This is a genomic window from Coleofasciculus sp. D1-CHI-01, from assembly GCF_040218875.1.
In the GTDB taxonomy this organism is placed as follows: domain Bacteria; phylum Cyanobacteriota; class Cyanobacteriia; order Cyanobacteriales; family Coleofasciculaceae; genus Coleofasciculus.
On record NZ_JAVJQP010000116.1, the window covers coordinates 40655 to 63362 of the forward strand.

Genomic DNA, 22708 nt, shown 5'->3' on the forward strand with positions numbered 1-22708 from the left:
CGCACTCTGTTTATCCTCAATTCGACCGACAGGCGATCGCACTTCTAGTTTTACTCATTTCTACGATAGAGGGTTGACTTTGGCTAATTTTTTAGGTATTATTTCATCATGGAAAAATATGTCCGCCTATAGACTCTTTACTTATCACTTCCAAAACACAGATTACACCGATTGAGTGACACTAAAAAGAAGACTCAAAGCGTGAAGGACACAGATTGACACAGAGGACTTAATGATTTCCCGACAATTCTTACATCTTCTGGCAATTGAGGACTAACGCCTCCGTGAAATCAGTGGGATTAACCTCTCACTTCCCACCGCTACCGTTTCTCTAAAATCCGTGAAATCAGTGTTACGGCGATCGCACTGTGAAATATCTGATCGGCTGATCATTAAGATTGCTATAATCGACTAGATTCTAAGGGTTGGAGTCTCTCAATGACATCACTATCAAACCAGCGTCAGATCCGTATTACTAAGGTGGAGATGAGATCGCCTAAATCGGATGCAGTCTATTGGCATACTCAACCCTATACGGCGCGTCTGGCGGCATTAGAGTCCATTCGCCAAGAGTTTGTGAGTTGGAAATACGGTGCTAAACCAAGATTTCAAAGAGTTTATACAATCGTTAAACGATAATCAGGTTCGTTATCTGGTGATTGGGGGATATGCGGTGGCGCTGCATGGCTATCCTCGCTACACGAAAGATATTGATATTTGGATTGAGATGTCGCTGGATAATGCTAATCGTATGATACAGGCGTTGCAGGAATTTGGATTTGCCTCTGTTGATTTACAGCCTCAGGATTTTATGGTATCCGATCAGGTGATTCAGTTAGGATATCCGCCAAACCGAATTGACTTGTTAACCACACCGGATGGGGTGGATTTTGCCACCTGTTATGCAGCAAGGCTTGAGATTGAGATTGCGGGTGTATTGGTGAACTTCATTGATTTAGAAAATTTGCGCGTCAATAAGCGGGCGTCGGGACGATTGCAAGATCTGGCGGATTTGGAAAATTTAGAAGCTTCTCCTCAGGACGAATAGAGCAGATTGAGTTCGTTTAGGTTTCAACCTTTGCTGACCATAAGAAATGATCTGACCATAATTTTCGTGCCGCAGGAACACCGTTTACCGTTTTATGTTGGGATGGTGCGTTACACTTGCGTTTTCGCACCCTACAAGTTCTGCTATTCATGTTCTTTGAGTACAAAATTAGTCTTCTTGGTATCGCTGTTGTAGTTCATTAGACAACTTATTTGGAACTTTTGTATCAACCACAGTCTCTTCTTTACTATTCAGCCTGCCAACCGTTAGTTTAACGTTAAGAGCAAGGGGAACAATTTTATCCTCCAAGTCCCATAGTTTGGCATTAGACTGCATTCGAGAAAATGTTCCTGTTGGATATAATTCCTCTTGTTCCTTAGAAGATGATGCTACAGCGAAAACAGCATCAGCAACGTTATTCCAAGCAGGATTGTTATCTTTATGCATTTTTTCGAGATATTTCTTTGTGCTTAACGAGCTTCGATCCTTTTCACTTAAGGCATTGATAAAAGTAGATGGTGTGGTTTGGATAAATGAGGTATTTGTCCGTTGATGATCGCCATATATTGCCTCGACTTGGTAAGTCGCTCTCTCTACTGTGCTTGGTGGCAAGCGCTCTTCAGAATCCCGCAATGCTAGTATGTTATCGACAACATTTTTCACCTGAGTTTCAACAATACTAAGATGAATACTGTTGGCATCTTGACTTCCCAAATAATGACTCTTTCCAATTAATGGCACTAGATTGTAGGCTGCGCTTGGTCCTCCTACGTGATCGTTGAGTAAGTGTCCCTTTACATACAGTGTTTTCGAGCCATTGCTAACTTTTCTCTTGTGTAAAAACTTTCCTAGCCAGGGCAACTCTTGTTGGGTTCCCCCTGCTGCTGAACCATGGGGGAAAGTACCAACTGTAGAAAATGTAGCAGTTACTCGAGTCCCTGCACCCCAGTTAGTAAGTTGTCCCCAGACAGGAATCTGCGGTTGGTGAATATTTTTTTCATCACCGATCTTTTGTCTATACAATGTCCAAAGCTTATCGATATAATCAGCAAGTTCCTTATGTTCAAATATTTCATTATTTTCTACCTTAAAGTTTATTTCATTTGGATTATCTAGTTTTTGGGCTAACTCAAGGGCTTTGTTGTAAGTTTCTAAGAATCCTCCTCCTCCTGTTGTGTTTTGTGCGGCAAAAGGGGCAAATTCATTTTGATTACTACCCGCCAAACGCATCATTGCATGATACTGATTTATTACATAATCAGTAAACTGGGTTGAATGGTATTTGGTTTTTTCTTCTACTTCAGGAAAGCCTTGTTCGTTACTTATTTTTTTTCTTTTTTGATCAATTTTCTGTTCTTCTGCTTTTCTCTTCTGCCTAAATTCTTTCTCAGGTAGTAGATAACCCAACTTCCCGACTGTTCTCAATCTTTTTAAAACGTATTCCTTAGCATTGTACTCATGTTGATTCTTTTTCTTAATACCGTTAAGTTGATTATATATAGAGTTAAGTTGATCAATATCAGTGATAGAATCTATCCATGAGTTAAAAGTAACTGGGTCTTGAGTGTCGTGTCCATTGATAACCTCGCGTTGAATAGACATTATGTTTCTACTGATCTGATCATGCTTTAAGTCTAGTTCAGCAGTTTTTGGATTCATTGTAGTGGCTTCATTCACTTGCCCCTGGATGGACTCTCCGACCTGCTGCACCACATGAGTCAACTCATGCGCCAACAACTCCTGTCCCCCCCGACTCCCCGGATTGTATGCCCCAGAGCGAAAGAACACATCTTGCCCGGTGGTAAACGCCTTCGCCTGAATCGACTGATTCAACTGATCCGACGTCCCATCTGTATGCACCCTTACCCGACTAAAATCCGCCCCAAACGCCCCTTCCATCCGTTCCCGAATCCCATCATCTAAGGGTTGTCCCCCTCCCCTTGCCCGTTGAATCGAGGATTCCAAATCCGGCGACGCCTCCATCTCTCCCCCAGTCGCCTGACGCTGCACCTTCATCACCGGGTGATCATCCAATGGAGAGGGCTTCCTCGCCCCCACAGATTGCATCGGGTTGCGTGGTGCCTTAGCTTGAATCTTCGGCGGCGCATTAATCTGATCCACCACCTGACGCGCTACCCTATCCGCTTCCTGTTCATACTTATCCCCCGGTTGCCCAATCGTGAGTTTTGGTTGCAGGGGTGGCGGTTTGTGGGGAACAGATTCCGGGGTTAATAAGGTGGAACCCAAGCGTTCAGAGGCTTCTCGATTTGCCCGTATCTGTGCCAATTGTTCCTCATTGCTGAGGGTTGACTCTATTTTCGGTTGGGCGATAACCGGATGGGGTTTGGATTGCGCTGGAATTGGCAGGATATCCGATTTTTTCTTGGCGTTTGCGGGTTTGGGGAGGGATTGATGGGTGGACATAACACTGATTACACTGATTTATAGAGAGGTTAGAGGTTGGAGGTGAGAGATTAGTAGCACTGATTTCACAGAAGGGTTAGGGGTAGGTGGCACAGGTTGCACGAATTTTTTGGAGAGATTGGGGTGGGGAGGTGGGAGGTTCGTCCCACTGATGACATAAAGAGGTTGATGAGTTTCCATAACACTGATTTCTCTGATTTATAGAGAGGTTATGGGTTGGAGGTGAGAGATTAGTAGCACTGATTTCACTGATTTAGAGGGAGGTTAGAGGTAGGTGGGGGAATCTGGAGGTATGGGGCATAACCATTGACCCCTGAGTCTAATCCGCTAATTTTTCCATAAACGAATAAACATCAATATCAATCCCCGCATTTAAATCACTAATTTTTTTAATTTGCTCTTTATTGAAATGAATCGCGGGGATATCGGTATAGGCGTAAATGACACCACAGACTAACGCCTCGTAATGCAAACATACTTGGACTAACGACTCCCAGCCCGTTTCGAGTTGGCTAAACACTGACTCCAAGTGTAAATCTAACGCTTGTGTCGGGTCAAGTTCGGCGGCTGGATTCAGTTGAGATCTCACTTCCCACACACTAAACTTGCGGGTACGGGTAGTTGTCCTGCCATTCGGATAAACCACCACATCACCTGTTTTCCACGTCTTGGTGGGTTTGATACCTACCTGAGTCGTAATTTGGTCAGGATCAAGTTCAACCCCTGACAATTGGAAATAGGCATATACTTTATTCGTCTTTGTCATTATCTCCATCCCCTCATGGATTGGATTTTAGCTCAAAAATCATTAATATTAAGTCCTGTAAAATCTCCGGGCCCTAGTCCCCCTTTCGGTTTCACATAGATATTTCCGTCTCTATCCTTGTATAAATCACATTTAGACGCCCCACCCTCACAATCTCGTTTCAGTTCATGAATATCTTCCCCAGCATCCTTAAGTCGTTGAATCTCTCCATTCGACAGTTTTCTATCACGCGAACCATCGCGTTCAGGATCATTCGGATCAATGTCTTGGGTTTCGGCTCTAAAAACGCCTCGAATAAAATCTTCTAAAGCCTCGATCTGGTTCTGTGTCATCTCCCCAGCTTGCTGAAGGATTGCTTTGGCTGTCTCAAGCGTATTATCAATACCCTGATCTATAGCATTAGGAATCCTACCAATCACCTCCCAGCCACCATTATTCAGCCAAATTGTGATTACGACTCCAGTCGTAACGGTCAATGCCACGCCGATTCCTATCGGGCCAAAAACCGCTAAGGGTGCCGCAGCAGAAGCAATAAGTTGCTTTTGTAAAGATTGATCAGATCGGTGAGTGTTGACTCGGGAAAAATCGGATTTAGCCTGAATCTGATAACCACCTAGCTGTACCCAATGAGTCAAGGCATCCCTTGGCTGCACCATCTGCGCTTTGACTTGAATCTGCGGTGGCGCATTCTTATGATTCACCCCCTGACGCGCTACCCTATCCGCTTCCTGTTCATACATATCCCCCGATTGCCCAATGGTGAGTTTCGGTTGCAGGGGTGGCGGGGTGTGGGGAACGGATTTGGGGGTTAATAACGTCGAACCCAAGCGTTCAGATGCTTCTCGTTTTGCCCGTATCTGTGCCAATTGTTCCTCATTACTGAGGGTTGACTCTATTTTCGGTTGGGCGATAACCGGATGGGGTTTAGATTGCGCCGGAATGGGTAGGATATCGGATTTTTTCTTGGCGTTTGCGGGTTTGGGGATGGATTGATGAGTCGCCATAACACTGATTTCGCTGATTTTTTTTGATGGTAGGGGTGGGTGGCTAAGGGTGGTAGCACTGATTCCACAGAGGAGTTAGGGGTGGGTGGCTAAGGTTGGTAAGGATGATTCCTGGGTGGTAGCACTGATTTCAAAACACTGATTACACTGATTTTTTTGATGTTAGGGGTGGGTGGCTAAGGTTGGTAGCACTGATTTCACAGAGGAGTTAGGGGTGGGTGGCTAAGGTTGGTAAGGATGATTCTAGGGTTGGCAGGCGAATTTAGTTTTCTGTGTACTCTGTGTACCTCACTATTAGCGTCTTCTGTCTGTGCCAAAGTTAATCAGTAACCCCAGGCGCAGTTTCGTGGCTTTGAGGTAATTCAGGGTTTGGGCTTCAAATTCCTTCACTAACATCCTTACCGCCTTCGTCTCCACGATGATCTGGTCAAAGCATAAAAAATCCGCATTGTAGGTTCGATTTAACCGCACCCCCTTATAAAAAATCGGTAAGGGACATTCCCGATGATTGGGAATCTGCTGCAGTTGAAACTCTAACTCCAACGAATCCTGATACACCACCTCCAAAAACCCTGCCCCTAACTCCCGATGCACCTCCTGTGCCGCGCCAATTATTTGATAGGTCTTCTCCTCATACAAATAACCCATCCCCAACCTCCTGCCTCAAACACTGATTACACCGATTTTCTTAGATTTTACCAGCAGCCTCACGATTGAATAACACAGATTTCACAGAGAGGATGGCACAGACAGAAGACTCAAATAGTCTGGTACACAGATTACACAGAACACGCTTATAGTCCTCCCAACCATCAAATCATCCGTACATCCTTTGCCGCCACTCACTACTAACCCCTCTGTGTAATCAGTGCTTCTAACATAAGCCACCCATCACTAACCCCTAAAAAAATCAGAGAAATCAGTGTTACCACCCACCACTCACCCCTCTGTGTAATCAGTGCTTCTAACATAAGCCACCCATTACTAACCCCTAAAAAAATCAGAGAAATCAGTGTTACCACCCGTACCATCAAATCATCCTTACCAACCTTTGCCACTCACCACTCACCCCTCTGTGAAATCAGTGCTACCAACCTGTGCTACCCACCCCCAACCCATAAAAAAATCAGCGAAATCAGTGTTACCAGCCTTGCAACTCCCCTTGACCCATCGGACGTTCCAGCTTCAGACATTCCTGAATCGCCGCCTGCTTAATATGCTTCATCTGCACCGCTTCCCCAGCACCCGCTGCTAAAAACGCCGCATTCATAGCAATCGTCTTAATATTCCCCCCTGCCATGTGCAGTTTTCCCAACTTCTTAAAATCCAACCCCTCCGTCGGCGTCGCTTCGGGAAACACCCGCCGCCAGATTTCCTCTCGTTCTTTCGCACCCGGATAGGGAAACTTAACAATAAACCGAATCCGACGAATAAACGCCTGATCCAACCCCGTCTGAATATTAGTCGTCAAAATCGCCAATCCCCGATAGGTTTCCATCCGTTGCAACAAATAACTCACCTCAATATTGGCATGACGGTCATGGGAATCCTTCACCTCCGATCGCTTACCAAATAACGCATCCGCCTCATCAAACAGTAAAATCGCCCCACACCCTTCCGCGCCATCAAAAATGCGCCGCAAATTCTTCTCCGTCTCGCCAATATACTTACTCACCACCGCACTCAAATCAATGCGATAGACATCCAACCGCAGAGTATTCCCCAATACCTCCGCCGCCAGGGTTTTCCCGGTTCCCGACATCCCAGAAAATAGGGCATTTATTCCCAATCCCCGCTGATTTTTCTGGGCAAATCCCCAGGTTTCATAGACCCTTCCCCGTTGCTGTACCTGTACCACCATCTCCCGCAGCATCCCCTTCTCTCTCTCCGGTAAAATTAAATCCTCCCATTCTGCCCTTGTCTCAATCCGTACTGCCAAGTCCTCTAACTGGGGACGGGCTTGCTTGCGGCATATTTCCCACAGGGGACTCTTTGCCACGTCCAAGGTGACAGGTTTCGGGGGTGGGGTTTTGGTTTCCGTGTTGCGAGTGGTTCGGCGTTTGCGCTTGGGTTTGGTTTCCTCGACGGGTTCAGGTGCAGGAGTGGCTTGGGCGGCTGCTTTTTTGGCAATCTCTTCCTCCAGACTCCTTTGTGCCTGGATACACACCGTATAAATATCCCGGACACTCAGTTGAAATTGAGACACGATTGCTTCAATCTCCGCCTCCAGATGCAGAGACCTTCCTCCTAACGCCCCTTGCCAAATCGCCTTCTGTTCCTCGGCGGTGGGTGGCTGCACTTCCCAGGTAATCCGCGATCGCATTCGTTGTCGCCCACGTTCGGGACTACTGACAATTAAGGGCAGATTAATCGTATCAATGAATTCCGATAACCCAGCGGTCATCCCCTCCTCCATCTCATCCCCTTCCAGGAATAGCACCGCATGACTCAAGAACCATTCCCGTTCACACAACTGCTTGACTAAACTCAGACTCCCAACCTGAGGCGTCAACGCCGCCACGGATAAGCGATGCAGGTTCAAATTCAACTGACGACAAACCGCCGCCGCGATCGCGCTTTTACTCAATCCATCCACCCCCGATAACCCAATCACAGGCAACACTGTCCGAGATGACTCCACCCAAGTTGCTGCAATTTGCGCCACTATCTGCTGATGAGAGGGCGGTAAAACAGCATAATCCTCTGCCTCCACGGATAACGGCTGCACGATTCCCCGCAATCGCGAATCAATATAATCGTCCCCCCACAGATAATCAAAAATCCGCTCATCGATCCGCAAGGGACACTTCAGCCGACTCATCCCCTCTCCCACCTCAATCAACCGCCATCCGCGCAAAGGCGCATCTGGACGCAAGGCGGCTAAATTCGGCTCTGCTGAAAGCGCCCAAGCTAAACCAAACGTGGGATAGGTCTGCTGCGCCTCCCCCTGGGCTTCTGCACATAACGCCCCCCACTGATCATCTAATTCCATCCCGGCACAGAGGAGCAACACATCCCGCTCAAACCCCGATAACCGGAATATCTGACAGAGTTGAGTCAACGCCGAGGGTGGAGCATCCTCTTCCTCCTCTGGCAGTGCGATCGCGATCGGTTCCGTCTCCTTTCCCTGACGCTGCTCAATCCGACCCATCAGCGCCTGTCGTACCTGTGCGATCGCATTCATCAGATCACGACGACTATTGACTACATACCAATTTATAGTTGTTGTATCCTTTGCTACAGACATGGTTTTGGCTTTCCTCAAGATTATTTAGGCTAAACCTGTCAAGTTCTGATAATTCAAACTATTCTTTCCCAAAGAAAAAGTTTGAATATTTAAATCTGTTTGATGTCTTAACACAACATCATAATTGTTCGTTTTTTACTCTGTTTCCGGAATAATCTACGAATTTTCAGGGAATTCAGCCATTGTGAGAAAGATGTGCGATGTTCTGGTATATTATCTATGGTGGATATTTTATGGACAAAAATAATTTCGATATAGCTAAACCCCTTGAATCTTGCTAACACTTTGTATAATATCGGGTTTTCATCTCCCGCCCACCGTATCCTTGGACGTATGTATTTTTTTTAAGTTACGATACAAATTAATACGAGGTCTTGACAAAAACACAGATTACACAGACAAGGAAATGGCACAGAGAAAACATTTAATAGTCAAGCACACAGATTGACACAGAGAACTTAATCGGACTTGCTAAATCCGGGTTGAAACTGTGCTTGATCCTAATTTTTAAGCAAGTTGATCAACAGATTAACCCTGGCACTTGCGCAGATAGAAATGAGAAGTCGGTAAGTCCTAATAAAAGTTAACAGTAGAGCGCGTCCTACTCACTTCTGCTAAGGAACAAGCTATTTCTTATGTAAGGGTTTAGGAGATATTTACACAACTTAATAGGGTTGAGTTTATTTTCGCTAATCTACGGAGTTGAACCGTCGTTATTCACTGCTATAATCACTTCATGGCATAAGCAATTAGATACACCGACCGAACGATGTAGAGTCGCTCGGATTAAATAGAGTAGACTACCTAATTTGAATGTGTAGGGGCGGGTTTAGGGAATGTAGGGGCGGATTTAGGGAATGTAGGGGCGGGTTTAGGGACTAAAGACAGCTATCCACCAATAACGGAACAACAAAACCCGCCCTATCCACCAATAACGGAACAACAAAACCCGCCCTATCCACCAATAACGGAACAACAAAACCCGCCCTATCCACCAATAACGGAACAACAAAACCCGCCCTATCCACCAATAACGGAACAACAAAACCCGCCCTGACCATAAGACATAAGACAAATGACGATCCCCACCATTAACGTTAATTGTCCCCACCAACTTACCAAAACAGGGGGAGTTAACCCGGATTTAGTATGACACAAGCTCGCGATATATTACCCTTACGTTTACAACTAACCTCCATGCAGTTGCCAGAGGTTACCCCTCAGCCGATTGCGGGGTCAAGCGAGTCAGCCGCACCTTTACTCAACCAAGCCACGCGGGACACAGAACGTCGCGGTTGTTACCTCACTCTCTATCCGGGAGAACCGAGTGAACTGCTGCTAGAACTGGAAAACCTCAGCAACCAAACCTTACACTTAGATATTCAAATCCAGGGAGATTTTCCCTCCCAATGGTATCGTTTGGGAATGGAAGGGCGGGAACTTCTTGCTGGGGGGCGCATGGAAGTGGTGATTCGCTTTTATATGTCAGCGGATTTCTTTGAATCTAATCAGGATTGGGATACTAAACCCGCTCACCGTCTCGATTATCGCGGTCAGATTTATGTCTATTCCAGCCAATCGGGAACGGGGAGCAAACATGTTGAATCGGCGAGCTTTAATCTTTATGTTCGTCCTCGTAGCTTATATCTAAACTTTGTACCCGAAATTTATCAAGAAGTCGATTTTATCGGTCGCTTTCTGAAAATTTTCGAGCAAGCCTTTGAACCTACCTTACAATCCTTAGAGGCTTTATGGGCGTATCTCGACCCCTTAATGACACCAGAAACCCTCCTACCCTTTCTGGCACATTGGGTAGGTTGGCAACTCAACCCCGCTTTAAGCCTACAGCGACAGCGCTATCTGATTCGTCAGGCGATGGAGATTTATCGCTGGCGGGGTACACGTCGGGGATTACGATTTTACCTGCATTTATTTACGGACTTACCCTTAGATGACCATCTTCCCGAACATGAAAAGCATATTTGTATTCAAGAAGTGTTTGGTCAGGGATTTATGATGGGAAACACCCGCCTCAATCAAGACTCCCTGATTGGCGGTGGACAACCCTATCATTTCATTGTCCGACTGCGCCCTGAACCCCCGACTAAAATTGACGAACTATTAGTGCATCAAATTATCCGCCAAGAAAAACCCGCCTTTTGTACGTATGAACTCTATATTGAATGACAAATGACGAATAACAAATAACATAAGACAAATGACATAAGACAAATGACATAAGACAAATGACATAAGACAAATGACTAACCATTTCCCTCCCCCATTTCTCCAACAATTTGAACGTCTCCATGTCACAGACGGCTTACTCATTGATGCCCAACGTTGGCAGTTAGCTCACCACTATCATCGCCAGTATCATAGTACCTTTTACCAATCTCTACATCAGCCCGGAATTGTGTTTGGGTTGGGGGTACATGTCGTTTCCGCCCCCGCTGATGTTGTGGCGAAATACCGAGATGAACGTTGGGTCGAAATTCAACCGGGACTTGCTATTGATTTATTTGGCAATTTTATCGTAGTGCCAGAACCCATGTCCTATCGGATTTCTTCAGAAGCGACTTCAGAAGAACCCTTGATGGTGTATTTGGTAGTTAAATTTAGAGATCCCGCCGAATTACGTACCCGTAGAGTTACCGATCGCATCGTCGAAACATTTCGGATTGATGAAAAGGCAAATCCACCCACAGAAGGGGATGTTGAACTGTGCCGGATTCTTCTCAAAACCGGACTCGTTAAACTGGAAGCGCCCGTCAATAGTTTCTCCCCTAGCTATAACCAGTTGGACTTGCGCTACCGTCTTCAGCCCCAAGCTAGACCTCTGGCGATCGTTCACGTTGCCATGTACAAAGGGTTAGCGGTGGATAACCATGAACAAGAAAGTATTTTATCAAATCTTTCCTATCTTTTGCAATCAACCCCTGGACTTTACCCTGCCCTTCAGGGGAGTGATAAAATTGGAGAATTTAGTTTACAATCGGCAGAACTACAAGCTATTTTAGAGTATGATTTATTTTTTATGACGGATCGCCAAGTTCAGGTATTAGGAGAATCAGAATTTGAGGTACTGCGAAAGTATTTAAACGCAGGAGGTACAGTTTTAGTCGAAGCGTCGGCAGGATTGAAACATTGGATTCAAGGCAATGCGATTAAAGACCTGAGCAAGGTTTACCAAGAACTCGAACAGGCGCTAACCCAAATCGATGATAACCCCAATATTGATACGGATACAAGATTAAAGCAATGCCGACAAGATATTGTTAGTGAACGAGAGATGATTGCTACAGAGTTAGCCAGACGAAAGAATTCGATCGCGGGTCGATTCCAAGAGTTTGCTCAAAGTATAGGAACCCAGTTAACGCCACTGGAAAAATTAGACCGTCACGACTTACTGCGGACTCAACCCTTTCTCTTTGCCACAGCACCTCGTATCAATAGAAAACCGATTCAACTCTTAAGTGGTGGCGGAATTATTGTCGCGATCGGTAACTTATCGGAGGCGTGGGGAATTAATGAAAAACGACTGATTCCCCGTGAAGTAATGCGTACAGCCCAGGAATTAGGGATTAACATTTTGCATTTAGCTTGGCGTCGCCGACAACTAACCCGTGGACAGCAGCCACCACCAACGGTGATGGCGTCATCCCCTTCCCACCCCTCCAATCCATCAAACCCATCAGCACCATCGCGTCGAGATGAGCTATTTGATAGGTTAATATAGAGTGTTAGTTATTCGTCATTTGTAATGTGTCAAGGAACAGGGAAACTGAGGGAGTTTAGGACGTAAGGGAAAAAATAAATGGTAGATAATTTAATTGATACAACGGTTTCCCCAAAACAACTTCGATTTAAGCCTGGAGGTCTACCCGCTTCGTTTGAAGTTAAGGTCGTTAATGATAGCGATCGCTTTGCCAGTTTCCAGGTGGAAGTGACGGCGGCTGGAGTTGATGCTGATCGGCTTCCAGATTGGTACAAGATCTCCCCAGAAGTGAGTACCAAAAAGCCTCCAGGTGACGTTACTCATTTTCAGGTGGCGATTGTCGATAATCCTGTACCGGGGTTTGTCGGATTGATGAACCTAACAGTGCGTGTCTTCTCCATGGAACTCCCAGATGAAGACCGAGAAGTGCTGCGGTTGATTCTAGAACAGGGTACGGGTTCAATTCCGTTAAAATTGGATCTGCCAGTGCGGGAGTTTCAAGAATATCCGGCAAATGAAGATGAAATTCCGGTACGAGTTTATAATCCCAGTCAAATAGAAACCCATGTTACGTTAAAATTTTCTGGCATAGATCCAACCTGGATTGTCGATGGAACAGAACGCCAGTTGTATCTCCCTCCAAACGGACAAGTCACTGAAACATTTATTTGCCAAATTCCTGACATTTCCCAAGCCCCCAGCCGGATTTATCCCTTTGCGATCGCGGCGACTCATCGCCATGGTTCCCCCGCCCAAGTGGAAGGTACGCTAGAAGTTTTACCTATGGGGTTGGTTGAGTTTAGCGCCACTCCCAAACAGCAGCAAATTCCCACCAAACGCGCTTGGATACCCAACTGGCGGAATTCACCCGTTCCCTACACCTTGGAATTTGAGAATCATAGCAATCTTCAGCAACAGGTTACTGTTAATATTCAGGGTGAAGACCAACAGGAATGTACCTTAGAATTGCCGGATAAACCCGCCGAATTAAATCCGGGTCAAATAGCTCAAGCGTCGCTGAGAGTTCAAGCCCGACGCCATTTATGGGGTCGAAAAAAGGAACTTTCTTTAGAAGCATTGGCGACGTTATCGGATCAGCGTCTAGGGAATACTAATCCCACGAGTCAATTTTTGAAACTAGATGTTTATCCGATTATTCCGACTTGGTTACTTCTGGGTGGAGGACTGCTACTTTTATATTTCATCTGGTGGTTGTCTTGGCTCAATCCCAATAATAAGTTTTTTGGACACCAAGATGCGGTTAATTCGGTACAATTTAATGGCATGAGCCAGAATGTTGTCAGTGGGTCTAATGACGAAACTTTAATTAAATGGCGAGTCGATGGCTTTTTTAATCCCTTTGCTAATCCAGAAGTGGAGAAGATTGCTGATACAGATAAAGCTGTGCGGGTTATTCGTTATAAACCAGTCGATAATAACGTGGTGGCTGCTGGGTTAGAAAATGGTGAGATTCAACTGTTAAATTTATTGGCAGAAACCCCAAAATTAATGATGTCTTTTTCCCAGGAAAAAGATGATCGAGTGTTGGCATTAGAGTTTACAGATGACTCACGCTCGCTTTTTAGTGGTCATGGCAGTGGTTGGGTATTTAGGTGGGATATTCAACAAAACTTAAACGAAGCCGAGACTGGACTGAATGGGAACGTTGAACCCATACGTAGTGGAAGATTCAAATTTGCCATATATGCCTTAAAATTTGTGGGACAAGGTAATCAAAATTTAGCGGTTGCTGGACGGTTTAATACCTTAGCTATTTGGAATGTACCCAACCCAGATAATGTGGCAATTCCCATACCCTATCGTGAAGGGGGTCAGGATGATTATATTGAGAGTATCGATGTTGCAGATATGAAACCTTATCTGATGGCAACGGCTGACAATCAAGGCTATATTACCTTGTGGAATATGGAATCCTGCCTGATTGAAGGTGAATCTTGTGAAATTATTGACCAATGGCAAAATGGTCATGGCGGTCAACCTGTGCGATCTGTGGCATTGAGTAACGGGGGGTGTTACTTAGCCAGTGGGGGCGATGACGGACGAATGATGCTTTGGCCCCTAACTAATCAGGGTGAACGAGCAGAAAATTATTTAAGTGGTATTGAAGTGGGTCAGTCATTGAGAAACCAAAGATTCAACAGTGTTGATATAAATGTTTTAAAGAGAAATATCCTAATCGCCAGTGGTAGTGATGATACCCAGGTGCGGGTGAAACGAGCAAAACGACTGCAAGTGTTAGGGTGCGATCGCGATGAGTGAGGAGGCTTAATGAAGCTCAAACGCCTAATTATAGCAAGTAGTATCACCACCCTGCTCACCACTTTACCGGCTGCAGCTGACCAGTGGGTATTTGTTGCCCGTGATCACAATGACATTGACTACTACGTTGACCCCGAATTTGTCGAACGTCGCCATAATACGGTCTGGTTCTGGCAGATGTCTGTCTTTCCAGAACCGGATGAACAAGGACTATTAGCGCGAAAGACTTACAGTGCGATGATTTGTCCACTGCGGGCTTGGCGTCCTGTGGCGATCGCTCGCTTCAATGTTCAAGGCGAATTGATCAATCGTACCCAGTTGAGCGACGATGAACCGTTACAATTTTTTACCTCCGGTAGCGTTGGCGAGGCGATATGGAAATTAGTTTGCCAAACTGAGGATTTTTCCTGATCGGATCAAGTCCATGCTGTAGGAAAAAACGGTAGATGCACCCTGGTTATAGACCTCAGCCTTGCGGCTGAGGTTTTTTTTCGACGAAATACCAACTTTTCTGGATAGGGAATCACTTGTAGGGGCGGGTTTAGGGACTCAATTGCGCTATTCACCGATAACTGAGCAACAAAACCCGCCCTGATTCAATTGTGGGGGCGGGTGTAGGGGCGGGTTTAGGGACTCAATTGTGCTATTCACCGATAACTGAGCAACAAAACCCGCCCTGATTCAATTGTGGGGGCGGGTTTCATCACATTCGGGTGGTAAAAAACGATAATTGTCGGTTAAAGCTGCTTCACCTCAGCCACAAGCTTCCCCACAACATCCTTGGCGCTACCAAACAGCATCATCGTCTTATCGCCGTAGAACAGCTCATTTTCAATACCAGCAAAGCCCGCATTCATACTTCGCTTAATCACGATCGCGTGCTTCGCCTTATCCACATCGAGAATTGGCATCCCATAAATCGGACTACTGCTATTGCTACGAGCGGCGGGATTCACCACATCATTGGCACCAATGACGAGGGCAACATCAGTATTATCAAACTGAGGATTGATGTCATCCATATCGTAGAGATAGTCATAAGAGACATTAGCTTCCGCTAAGAGTACGTTCATGTGTCCCGGCATCCGACCGGCAACCGGGTGAATGGCGTATTTGACCTCAACGCCCAGTTTTTCAAGCTGATCGGCTAATTCACGCACTGTATGTTGTGCCTGAGCCACTGCCATACCATAACCCGGAACAACGACCACAGAGCGGGCATAGCCCAACATCATTGCCCCTTCTTCGGCATCAATACTATGGACAACTTTGTCACCGACACCACCTGCGCCACCTGCACCGCCTTTGACTTCACCGCTACCAAAGGCACTAAATAGCACGTTAGGTAAGGAACGGTTCATCGCCTTACACATAATATTGGTCAGGATCAAACCGGAAGCCCCAACTAACGCCCCAGCCACAATCAGCATATCGTTCATCACGACAAAACCTGCCGCGCTCGCCGCTAACCCGGAAAACGAGTTCAGCAGTGAGATCACCACAGGCATATCGCCGCCGCCAATGGGGAGGACAAAGAAAATCCCTAACACTGAGGAGATACCCACCATTGCCAGAAAGATGCTCGTATTGTCCGGTGTGACTAATAGGTAGCCACTACAGACCAAAAAGCTAATCAGGAGTAAGGCATTAAATACTTGCTGCAAGGGAAACTTTACCGGTTTACCCGTAATCAATCCCTGTAACTTGCCAAATGCCACAAAGCTCCCGGTGAGTGTAACCCCACCAATTAGCACACCCAGAATCACGGTAATCGTAGATCCTAAGGGTACACCTTGACCCGCATTCAGCAAGCGCCAAAATTCCCCGATCGCGACTAACGCTGAGGCGGCACCACCCAACCCATTCAGCAAGCCTACCATCTGAGGCATGGCAGTCATCGCCACTTTATAGGCTGCCGTCACACCAATGACAGCACCGATGGCGATCCCCACCAAAATCATTTGATAATTTAAGACCTGTTGGTTCAGCAGAGTTGACACCACAGCTAGCAGCATCCCAACGGAAGCCCACACATTTCCTTGGCGTGCTGTCGCTGGTGATCCCAGCTTTTTCAGCCCAAAGATAAATAATCCGGTTGCGACTAAATACGTCAGTTCAATCCCAGTCGGTAGAAAGTCGGTCATGCGCTCACCTCTCTTATTTCTTAAACATTTGCAACATGCGATCCGTAACCAGGAAACCGCCCACCACGTTAACCGTGGCTAGCACGACAGCCACTAAACCCAAAATGACGGTGACATTCCATTCCTTTGATCCGGAGATGAGCAATGCGCCGATGACGGCAATCCCGGAAATGGCATTTGCCCCAGACATCAAGGGAGTATGCAGGGTGGGTGGCACTTTGTTGATCACTTCAAAACCAACAAAGGCGGCTAAGACAAAGACAAATAAACTGGCAATGAATGTGGTGGTCATTTTTTTCTCCTTTTTCGCGGTTCATGGTACTTGCTTCTCTGCCAGTAGGCTACAGGGTAGCGAGATGGGGACAAACCCTTAACCCTGACTTTTTTGGCAGTATGGCACAAACAACTAACCCGCTTCCCCAGTTTCCAGACGTAGCATGCTACGTCTCTACAGGCTCCTCTGCAACCTAGACAGTTGTACTCATTTGAGCTAGAGCATCTTTCACCCGCTGATTGCGAATTTCACCCGCATGGGTAATGCAGGTGTTGTCTACAATATCATCCTCAAAATTGAGTTGTAACTGACCTTCCTTGACCAGATACTGTAATAACGTTGAGATATTCTTGGCGTACATCTGGCTGGCGTGGGTGGGCATGGACGCGGGGACATTGATTGGACCGATAACGGTGACGCCATGACGAACGATATCTTTCCCGGCTTCAGTAACGGCACAGTTCCCCCCTTGTTCAGCGGCGAGATCCACGATCACCGAACCTGGAGTCATTTGCTCAACCATCTCCTCCGTCACCAGTAAGGGGGCTTTTTTGCCGGGAACTTGGGCGGTAGTAATCACCACATCCGATTGCTTGACGTGTTCGGCGATCACCGCTTGGGTACGCTGCTTCGCGGTGTCAGAGACTTCCTTGGCATACCCCCCTTCAGCTACGGTATCTTCTTGGAGATCGACCTCAACAAACTTGGCTCCCAGACTTTGTACTTCTTCCTTAACCGCTGGACGAATATCAAAGGCTTCTACCATAGCACCCAGGCGTCGGGCAGTCGCGATCGCTTGTAAGCCAGCCACGCCTGCACCCAGGATAAACACTTTTGAGGGTTTGATCGTTCCCGCTGCTGTGGTTAACATGGGGAAGAATTTCGGTAACGCGGCGGCGGCAATCAGTACCGCTTTGTACCCGGCTAACCCAGCTTGGGAAGATAGCGCATCCATACTCTGAGCGCGACTGGTACGGGGAATCAACTCCATACTGAAGGCACTCACCTTACGATTTGCCAGTTTCTGGGCAACCTCTGGTTTCCCCAAGGGACTCAGGAAGCTAATTAATGTTGAGCCTTCCCGCATCTGGTTGATTTCATCATCTTTGGGGATGCCCACTTTTACGATCACATCAGCTTCAGCCCAGAGTTTACCTGGATCTGAGACTAGGGTAGCTCCCGCCTCTTCGTAGGCGCGATCGCTAAAAAACGATGCCTCTCCCGCACCGTTTTCCACCCAAATCTCTAAGCCCTGTTTGACTAAACGGGCAACCGTATCCGGAATCAGGGCGACTCGATTTTCGCCCACTTCAATTTCTTTAACCAGTGCTATTTTCATGACAACTCCTTGCTTATCGACTCACCGAAAAACTATAACTTGGGTGTTAGGCAACTGCCCTACATGAAGGGAGTATTTTTATGACATGATAGCCCTTGTGCCTTCCTTTTGCATCAAAAATGCACAGGTTATTTTGGGCTAGAAAAATTTATTTGTCATTGACTAGATAAATATAGATTAATTCCACAATCTGGATAGTTATAGAATCGCCATTTTTCGGTAATAATCAGAAGTATGAGCAGCTTTTCCGCAATTTTGTGTATATTTAACTACAGATAAAACAAAAACGAAGAAGAGGGTGATGATAAGCTGCCAGACACTTTAGCGGAGTCAACGCCAAGAGTCAAGATGGAATAGGTAATGAGTCTATTGGGAAATTCTCCCTTGTCTCCTCCACCTCCCCCTGATCCTCTAGAATGGCGGGTTTAGTCAAGTTATCGGACATCGACAGAATGTTATCGGTAAAACCCGCCCCTACAAATGTACTCTCCCTGATCCCCTGGCGGGAGGATAAGCATCAGGCACTTTTCCCACCTCTTGAGCGTCTGTACCATCGCTGGACTACAGCATGAGGTAAATCTGCTACAGTCAAAGATTGTGAAGTTTAATAAAAAGCTTGGTTTTTGTACAGCCAAAGGTTTCCCACTTATGTTTATTAGCAAATCTCTAAGACGCTTGATGCCAGCCGTTGCTTTAACGGGCTGTTTGTTGACTGGCGTAGCGGTTCAGACTTGGGCACAGAGTAATCCCGGACTCACTATATTTAGCGGTGTGCAACGGGAAAATATCCTCAGGTATTATCTGGGGTTTGGAGGTCAAGCTAATCAATGGGATCGATACTACCTGAGGATTCCCAGCAAGAAGATGGAATTGGCGGTGCAGCAGTTTGTCGTTCGTTATCCAGATTATTACACCGGAAAATTTGACACAGATCGGATTGAGGTAAGAGTTGACGGCGAATCACTACCCATTGCTGAGGTAGATTGGGATAAAGACAATTACCAGCTACAGATTTATATGCAGGAGCCAGTTCCAGCCCAGGAGAAGGTGGAGATTGTGTTGTCCAATGTGAAAAATCCCCGGTTTGGCGGTACCTTTTATTTTGAATGCCTAGTGTGGACTCCCGGTGATGTTCCCCTACCCCGTTATATGGGAACCTGGATTCTGACGATTATTTAGGCTATTGGAATGTTAAGCTAGTAGATCGTGATTCTTTGGTAAACAGGGTAAAGTAGTATAACGACTTTCGCTTTCTCCCTGTTTTCCAAACTTAAAAGATGTAGCGCGATAAAGAATAAACCATGACAAAACGTACATTAGGCGGTAGTAACCGCAAGCAAAAACGCAAATCAGGATTTCGCGCCCGCATGCGAACCAAAAACGGTCGAACGGTGATTAAAGCCCGCCGCAGTAAAGGACGTTATCGTCTAGCGGTGTAGTGTTACTGGTTTAAGGCTCCTAGCTTTTGAGAGTAAGTCTTGAAACAGGGTTGAGAGGGAAGATGGGGAAGTTATGAGTTAACTCAAAACTCTACCTTGCCCTGTTTCCTGTTCCCTAACAAATTACGAATGACCAAGGACAAATAACAATTGTTGCCCCAGGCGAATCGACTCAAGCATTGGCGAGATTTTCAGGCAGTATACCAAAAAGGAATTCGTCGCTATGGACGTCATTTAACCGTGCGAGGTTTGCATTTGCCTAGGGTTAGCCATGAGAATGGTCTCCGTTCAGACAAGTTACAGCTCAATCCTCCCGATCTACCCCCCACTCGCATCGGTATTTCTGTCAGCCAAAAAGTCAGTAAAAAAGCCGTTATCCGTAATCGGCTGAAACGGCAGATACGAGCGGCTTTGCGCCAATTATTGCCGCGACTGACACCCGGTTGGCATATCATAGTTGGCGTGCGTCCCAGCGCCTTGGAGTGCGATTATGCTCAATTTTTGCAAGAATTAGAGCAGTTATTGGTAGATGCTGAGGTAATAAATGGGCATTAAAGAAGAAACCTATTATGAGGGGGGTCCCCATATCGGTGATTTGATTATAAACATTTTGTTGGGGTTCACAGTTATCGCCCTGCCCTTAACCATTGGGGCGGTTGTGCGAGCGTTGTGGTTGCGCTATCGGGTGACAACTCGTCGCATTTCGGTGACAGGGGGATGGCAAGGGCGCGATCGCACGGATATTATCTACTCCGAAATTGCACAACTGCGGAAAGTTCCCCGTGGGATCGGTCTGTGGGGAGATATTGTGGTTATCCTGAAAGATGGTAGCCGCTTAGAACTGAGGGCTATGCCTCAGTTTCGCGAAATTTACGATTATATTGGTGAAAAAGTTTCTGCAAAAACGGGTAAACCCCTAGATTCGGTTAAGGCTTAAAGTATAGCGGCGGTGAGCAAGGGAGCAATGATCTAGACAAGGGTATTCGTGTTGACGAGGTGGGTAAGCTACTGGAAAAGTAGTTAGGGTGTGGGTGTCGGTAATAATTGAACACCTCATCTGTTCCAGATAACTCCAAATTCACACCGCGTCCATCCTATCTGGGAGAACGGAGGAACAAGGAAGAAATTTCTGCTAGTTTTCCGTATCTTTGGATACATTTTTCATTGAATTTCTCCGGGTTGCCCAAAAAGGCAATCGCCTGAAAGCCTCCCCCATCGGGTTACAGCGTCGAAAATCCCAGCAGCAATTGGCTGACATTGCCTCCCATTGCCGCCAATATTCGATAAATTAGATTCAGAAAACGTTACAGCGCCTAGGTTGACTTTATACGAATGGATTTTGGTATCGGGTTTCTTTCCAACAACGTCATGCTGCCAATCCTGGATTTCTTTTACGGGATTGTGCCTAGCTACGGTCTTGCCATCGTGGCACTGACCCTGGTAATTCGCTTTGCTCTCTATCCCCTGAACGCAGGTTCCATTCGCAACATGAGGCGCATGCGAATTACCCAACCCTTAATGAAAAAGCGGCAAGAGGAAATTCAGCAACGCTATGGCGATGACAAGGTAAAACAACAAGAGGAAATGAGCAAACTCTTCCAGGAGTTTGGTAATCCTCTAGCCGGGTGTTTCCCTGTGCTACTGCAAATGCCTGTATTATTTGCCCTATTTGCCACATTGCGGGGATCACCGTTTTCTAATGTGAGCTACACGGTGGATGTACAAATCTTTCCCCGGGAGAAAATAGAGTTCATCCAGCCTCAAGCCTTCGCCACTAAACCCCAAAATATTTACTTTGCCGATGGGGTTCATGCACCCGTCGCCGCCGTCTTACCCAGCGGTAATCGGTTAGTGGTGGGGGAAAAAACCCCAATCGACTTTCAATCCGTTGAAGGAAAATCCCTAAGCACCCTGGAGAAGGAATATCCAGACACCCAAATTGTGCCTAAATGGGAAATCACCAAAGGGGAAGACAAGGTACGCTTTGCTGAAAATGGCACCCTTGAAGCCTTAGAACCAGGTGATGTAACCCTAAAGGCGACAATTCCTGGACTAGCCGCCGAGCGAGGATTCTTGTTTATTAATGCCTTAGGACGAGTGGGTGCCTTTGGAGATGATGGCGACATCCACTTGGATATTGTGGGCATGATTCTATTTTTTGGCGTGAGTTTGTATGTAAACCAGGTTCTCACGGGTCAAAATGCTCCTAGTGGTTCATCCCAGCAAAATACGGTGAATAAGATTACGCCAGTTTTATTTTCCGGGATGTTCTTCTTCTTCCCCTTACCCGCCGGGGTGTTGATGTATATGGTGATTGCTAACGTTTTTCAGACGCTGCAATCCTTCATTTTGATGCGAGAACCCCTACCGGACAATATCCAAAAAATGGTTGAGGAGCAAGAAAAAGCGGAACAGAAAACCCAATCAAAGGACAAGTCCGGCGAAGGGCGAGAATCACTGCCATTTGAACCGAAACGTTCCAAGAAAAAAGCGTCAAGTTAGCTATGAGTAATCAGCAGCGGGGTCAGCAGTGGCTAGAAGAGTTGCTACGCTTATCTAATGTGTCGGCAACGGTGCAAGTCACTGATGAGAACCAAGATAGTAAAGCCAACTACTGGTTAACCATTAACCAAAGCCAATTGACTGAGGCAGAAATTCAAACCCTGATTGGCGTTAATGGTAAGGTACTTGATGCGCTACAGTATCTGGCAAATGCAATGCTTAACCTCGGTAAGCCATTAGCGGATCAGGCGGCGTATACCGTTGAACTCAATGGCTACCGTCTACAGCGTCAAGAGGAACTCCGGATACTGGCAGATCAGGCGGCGCAGAAAGTACGGGAGACGGGTCAAGATTATGAATTGCGATCGCTCTCCGCTGCAGAACGCCGTCAAGTGCATACGTTGCTCCAGGAATGCGAAGATTTAGAAACCCACAGTCAGGGTCAAGAACCAAACCGTCGCTTGGTGGTGCGTCTACGTCCTTAACTAAGGATTAGGGTTTAAAATCGGGGGTATGGGTGGCT

Annotated in this window: 21 protein-coding genes; 12 read left to right on the forward strand and 9 right to left on the reverse strand. The window is 46.4% G+C overall.

Annotation, left to right across the window (positions count from 1 at the left end; translation table 11 throughout):
* The first annotated feature begins 438 nt into the window (after positions 1-438).
* Complete coding sequence (locus RIB93_RS21025; RefSeq protein ID WP_446375265.1) at positions 439-639, forward strand: hypothetical protein; 201 nt, start codon at positions 439-441, stop codon at positions 637-639.
* Entirely contained in the window at positions 593-1048 is a 456-nt protein-coding gene (locus tag RIB93_RS21030) for a DUF6036 family nucleotidyltransferase (protein ID WP_446375268.1), read from the forward strand. Before RIB93_RS21025 ends, RIB93_RS21030 begins: the two co-directional genes overlap by 47 nt.
* Positions 1049-1216: 168 nt before the next feature.
* Here RIB93_RS21030 and RIB93_RS21035 read toward each other — a convergent pair whose 3' ends face one another.
* The 6 genes from RIB93_RS21035 to RIB93_RS21060 form a co-directional block, all read right to left on the reverse strand.
* Positions 1217-3472, reverse strand: a complete 2256-nt coding sequence (locus tag RIB93_RS21035) for an eCIS core domain-containing protein (protein WP_446375270.1) — start codon at positions 3470-3472, stop codon at positions 1217-1219.
* Between the two features lie 319 nt (positions 3473-3791).
* Positions 3792-4238, reverse strand: coding sequence for a DUF4279 domain-containing protein (locus tag RIB93_RS21040; protein ID WP_446375272.1), 447 nt, complete (start codon positions 4236-4238; stop codon positions 3792-3794).
* 32 nt (positions 4239-4270) lie between these two features.
* Positions 4271-5242: a polymorphic toxin type 33 domain-containing protein gene (locus RIB93_RS21045; protein WP_446375274.1), complete on the reverse strand. Its 972-nt coding sequence runs from the start codon at positions 5240-5242 to the stop codon at positions 4271-4273.
* A gap of 294 nt (positions 5243-5536) precedes the next feature.
* Positions 5537-5890: a GxxExxY protein gene (locus RIB93_RS21050; protein WP_446375276.1), complete on the reverse strand. Its 354-nt coding sequence runs from the start codon at positions 5888-5890 to the stop codon at positions 5537-5539.
* A 493-nt stretch (positions 5891-6383) separates the two neighbouring features.
* Complete coding sequence (locus RIB93_RS21055; protein WP_446375278.1) at positions 6384-8489, reverse strand: ATP-binding protein; 2106 nt, start codon at positions 8487-8489, stop codon at positions 6384-6386.
* 878 nt (positions 8490-9367) lie between these two features.
* Positions 9368-9550, reverse strand: a complete 183-nt coding sequence (locus RIB93_RS21060) for a hypothetical protein (RefSeq protein ID WP_446375280.1) — start codon at positions 9548-9550, stop codon at positions 9368-9370.
* 88 nt (positions 9551-9638) lie between these two features.
* Here RIB93_RS21060 and RIB93_RS21065 point away from each other — a divergent pair, with 88 nt between their 5' ends.
* From RIB93_RS21065 to RIB93_RS21080, 4 genes are all read left to right on the forward strand, one after another.
* Entirely contained in the window at positions 9639-10676 is a 1038-nt protein-coding gene (locus tag RIB93_RS21065) for a phage tail protein (RefSeq protein WP_446375282.1), read from the forward strand.
* A 73-nt stretch (positions 10677-10749) separates the two neighbouring features.
* Positions 10750-12228, forward strand: a complete 1479-nt coding sequence (locus tag RIB93_RS21070) for a hypothetical protein (RefSeq protein WP_446375284.1) — start codon at positions 10750-10752, stop codon at positions 12226-12228.
* A 78-nt stretch (positions 12229-12306) separates the two neighbouring features.
* On the forward strand, positions 12307-14487 hold the full coding sequence (locus RIB93_RS21075) for a hypothetical protein (RefSeq protein WP_446375286.1): 2181 nt from the start codon (positions 12307-12309) through the stop codon (positions 14485-14487).
* A gap of 9 nt (positions 14488-14496) precedes the next feature.
* Entirely contained in the window at positions 14497-14898 is a 402-nt protein-coding gene (locus RIB93_RS21080) for a surface-adhesin E family protein (protein WP_446375288.1), read from the forward strand.
* 326 nt (positions 14899-15224) lie between these two features.
* Here RIB93_RS21080 and RIB93_RS21085 read toward each other — a convergent pair whose 3' ends face one another.
* The 3 genes from RIB93_RS21085 to RIB93_RS21095 all read right to left on the reverse strand — a co-directional run bounded on the left by RIB93_RS21085 (position 15225) and on the right by RIB93_RS21095 (position 18244).
* Entirely contained in the window at positions 15225-16631 is a 1407-nt protein-coding gene (locus RIB93_RS21085) for an NAD(P)(+) transhydrogenase (Re/Si-specific) subunit beta (RefSeq protein WP_446375290.1), read from the reverse strand.
* Positions 16632-16644: 13 nt separating this feature from the next.
* Positions 16645-16923, reverse strand: a complete 279-nt coding sequence (locus tag RIB93_RS21090; RefSeq protein WP_006105018.1) for an NAD(P) transhydrogenase subunit alpha — start codon at positions 16921-16923, stop codon at positions 16645-16647.
* Between the two features lie 175 nt (positions 16924-17098).
* Positions 17099-18244: a Re/Si-specific NAD(P)(+) transhydrogenase subunit alpha gene (locus tag RIB93_RS21095; protein WP_446375292.1), complete on the reverse strand. Its 1146-nt coding sequence runs from the start codon at positions 18242-18244 to the stop codon at positions 17099-17101.
* 648 nt (positions 18245-18892) lie between these two features.
* On the opposite strand from RIB93_RS21095, the gene RIB93_RS21100 reads away from it, so the two are divergent.
* The 6 genes from RIB93_RS21100 (at position 18893) to RIB93_RS21125 (ending at position 22670) form a co-directional block, all read left to right on the forward strand.
* Complete coding sequence (locus tag RIB93_RS21100; protein ID WP_446375294.1) at positions 18893-19423, forward strand: DUF2808 domain-containing protein; 531 nt, start codon at positions 18893-18895, stop codon at positions 19421-19423.
* Between the two features lie 122 nt (positions 19424-19545).
* A complete protein-coding gene (gene rpmH, locus RIB93_RS21105; protein WP_446375296.1) occupies positions 19546-19683 on the forward strand; it encodes a 50S ribosomal protein L34 in 138 nt (45 codons plus the stop codon).
* Positions 19684-19833: 150 nt separating this feature from the next.
* Positions 19834-20238 (forward strand): ribonuclease P protein component, encoded by a 405-nt coding sequence (gene rnpA / locus RIB93_RS21110; RefSeq protein WP_446375298.1) that lies wholly within the window; start codon positions 19834-19836, stop codon positions 20236-20238.
* Positions 20228-20620, forward strand: a complete 393-nt coding sequence (locus tag RIB93_RS21115) for a PH domain-containing protein (RefSeq protein ID WP_446344294.1) — start codon at positions 20228-20230, stop codon at positions 20618-20620. Before rnpA ends, RIB93_RS21115 begins: the two co-directional genes overlap by 11 nt.
* A 395-nt stretch (positions 20621-21015) precedes the next feature.
* Positions 21016-22185, forward strand: a complete 1170-nt coding sequence (yidC, locus tag RIB93_RS21120; protein ID WP_446375300.1) for a membrane protein insertase YidC — start codon at positions 21016-21018, stop codon at positions 22183-22185.
* A gap of 2 nt (positions 22186-22187) precedes the next feature.
* A complete protein-coding gene (locus RIB93_RS21125; protein WP_446375302.1) occupies positions 22188-22670 on the forward strand; it encodes a Jag family protein in 483 nt (160 codons plus the stop codon).
* The last annotated feature ends 38 nt before the right edge of the window (positions 22671-22708 follow it).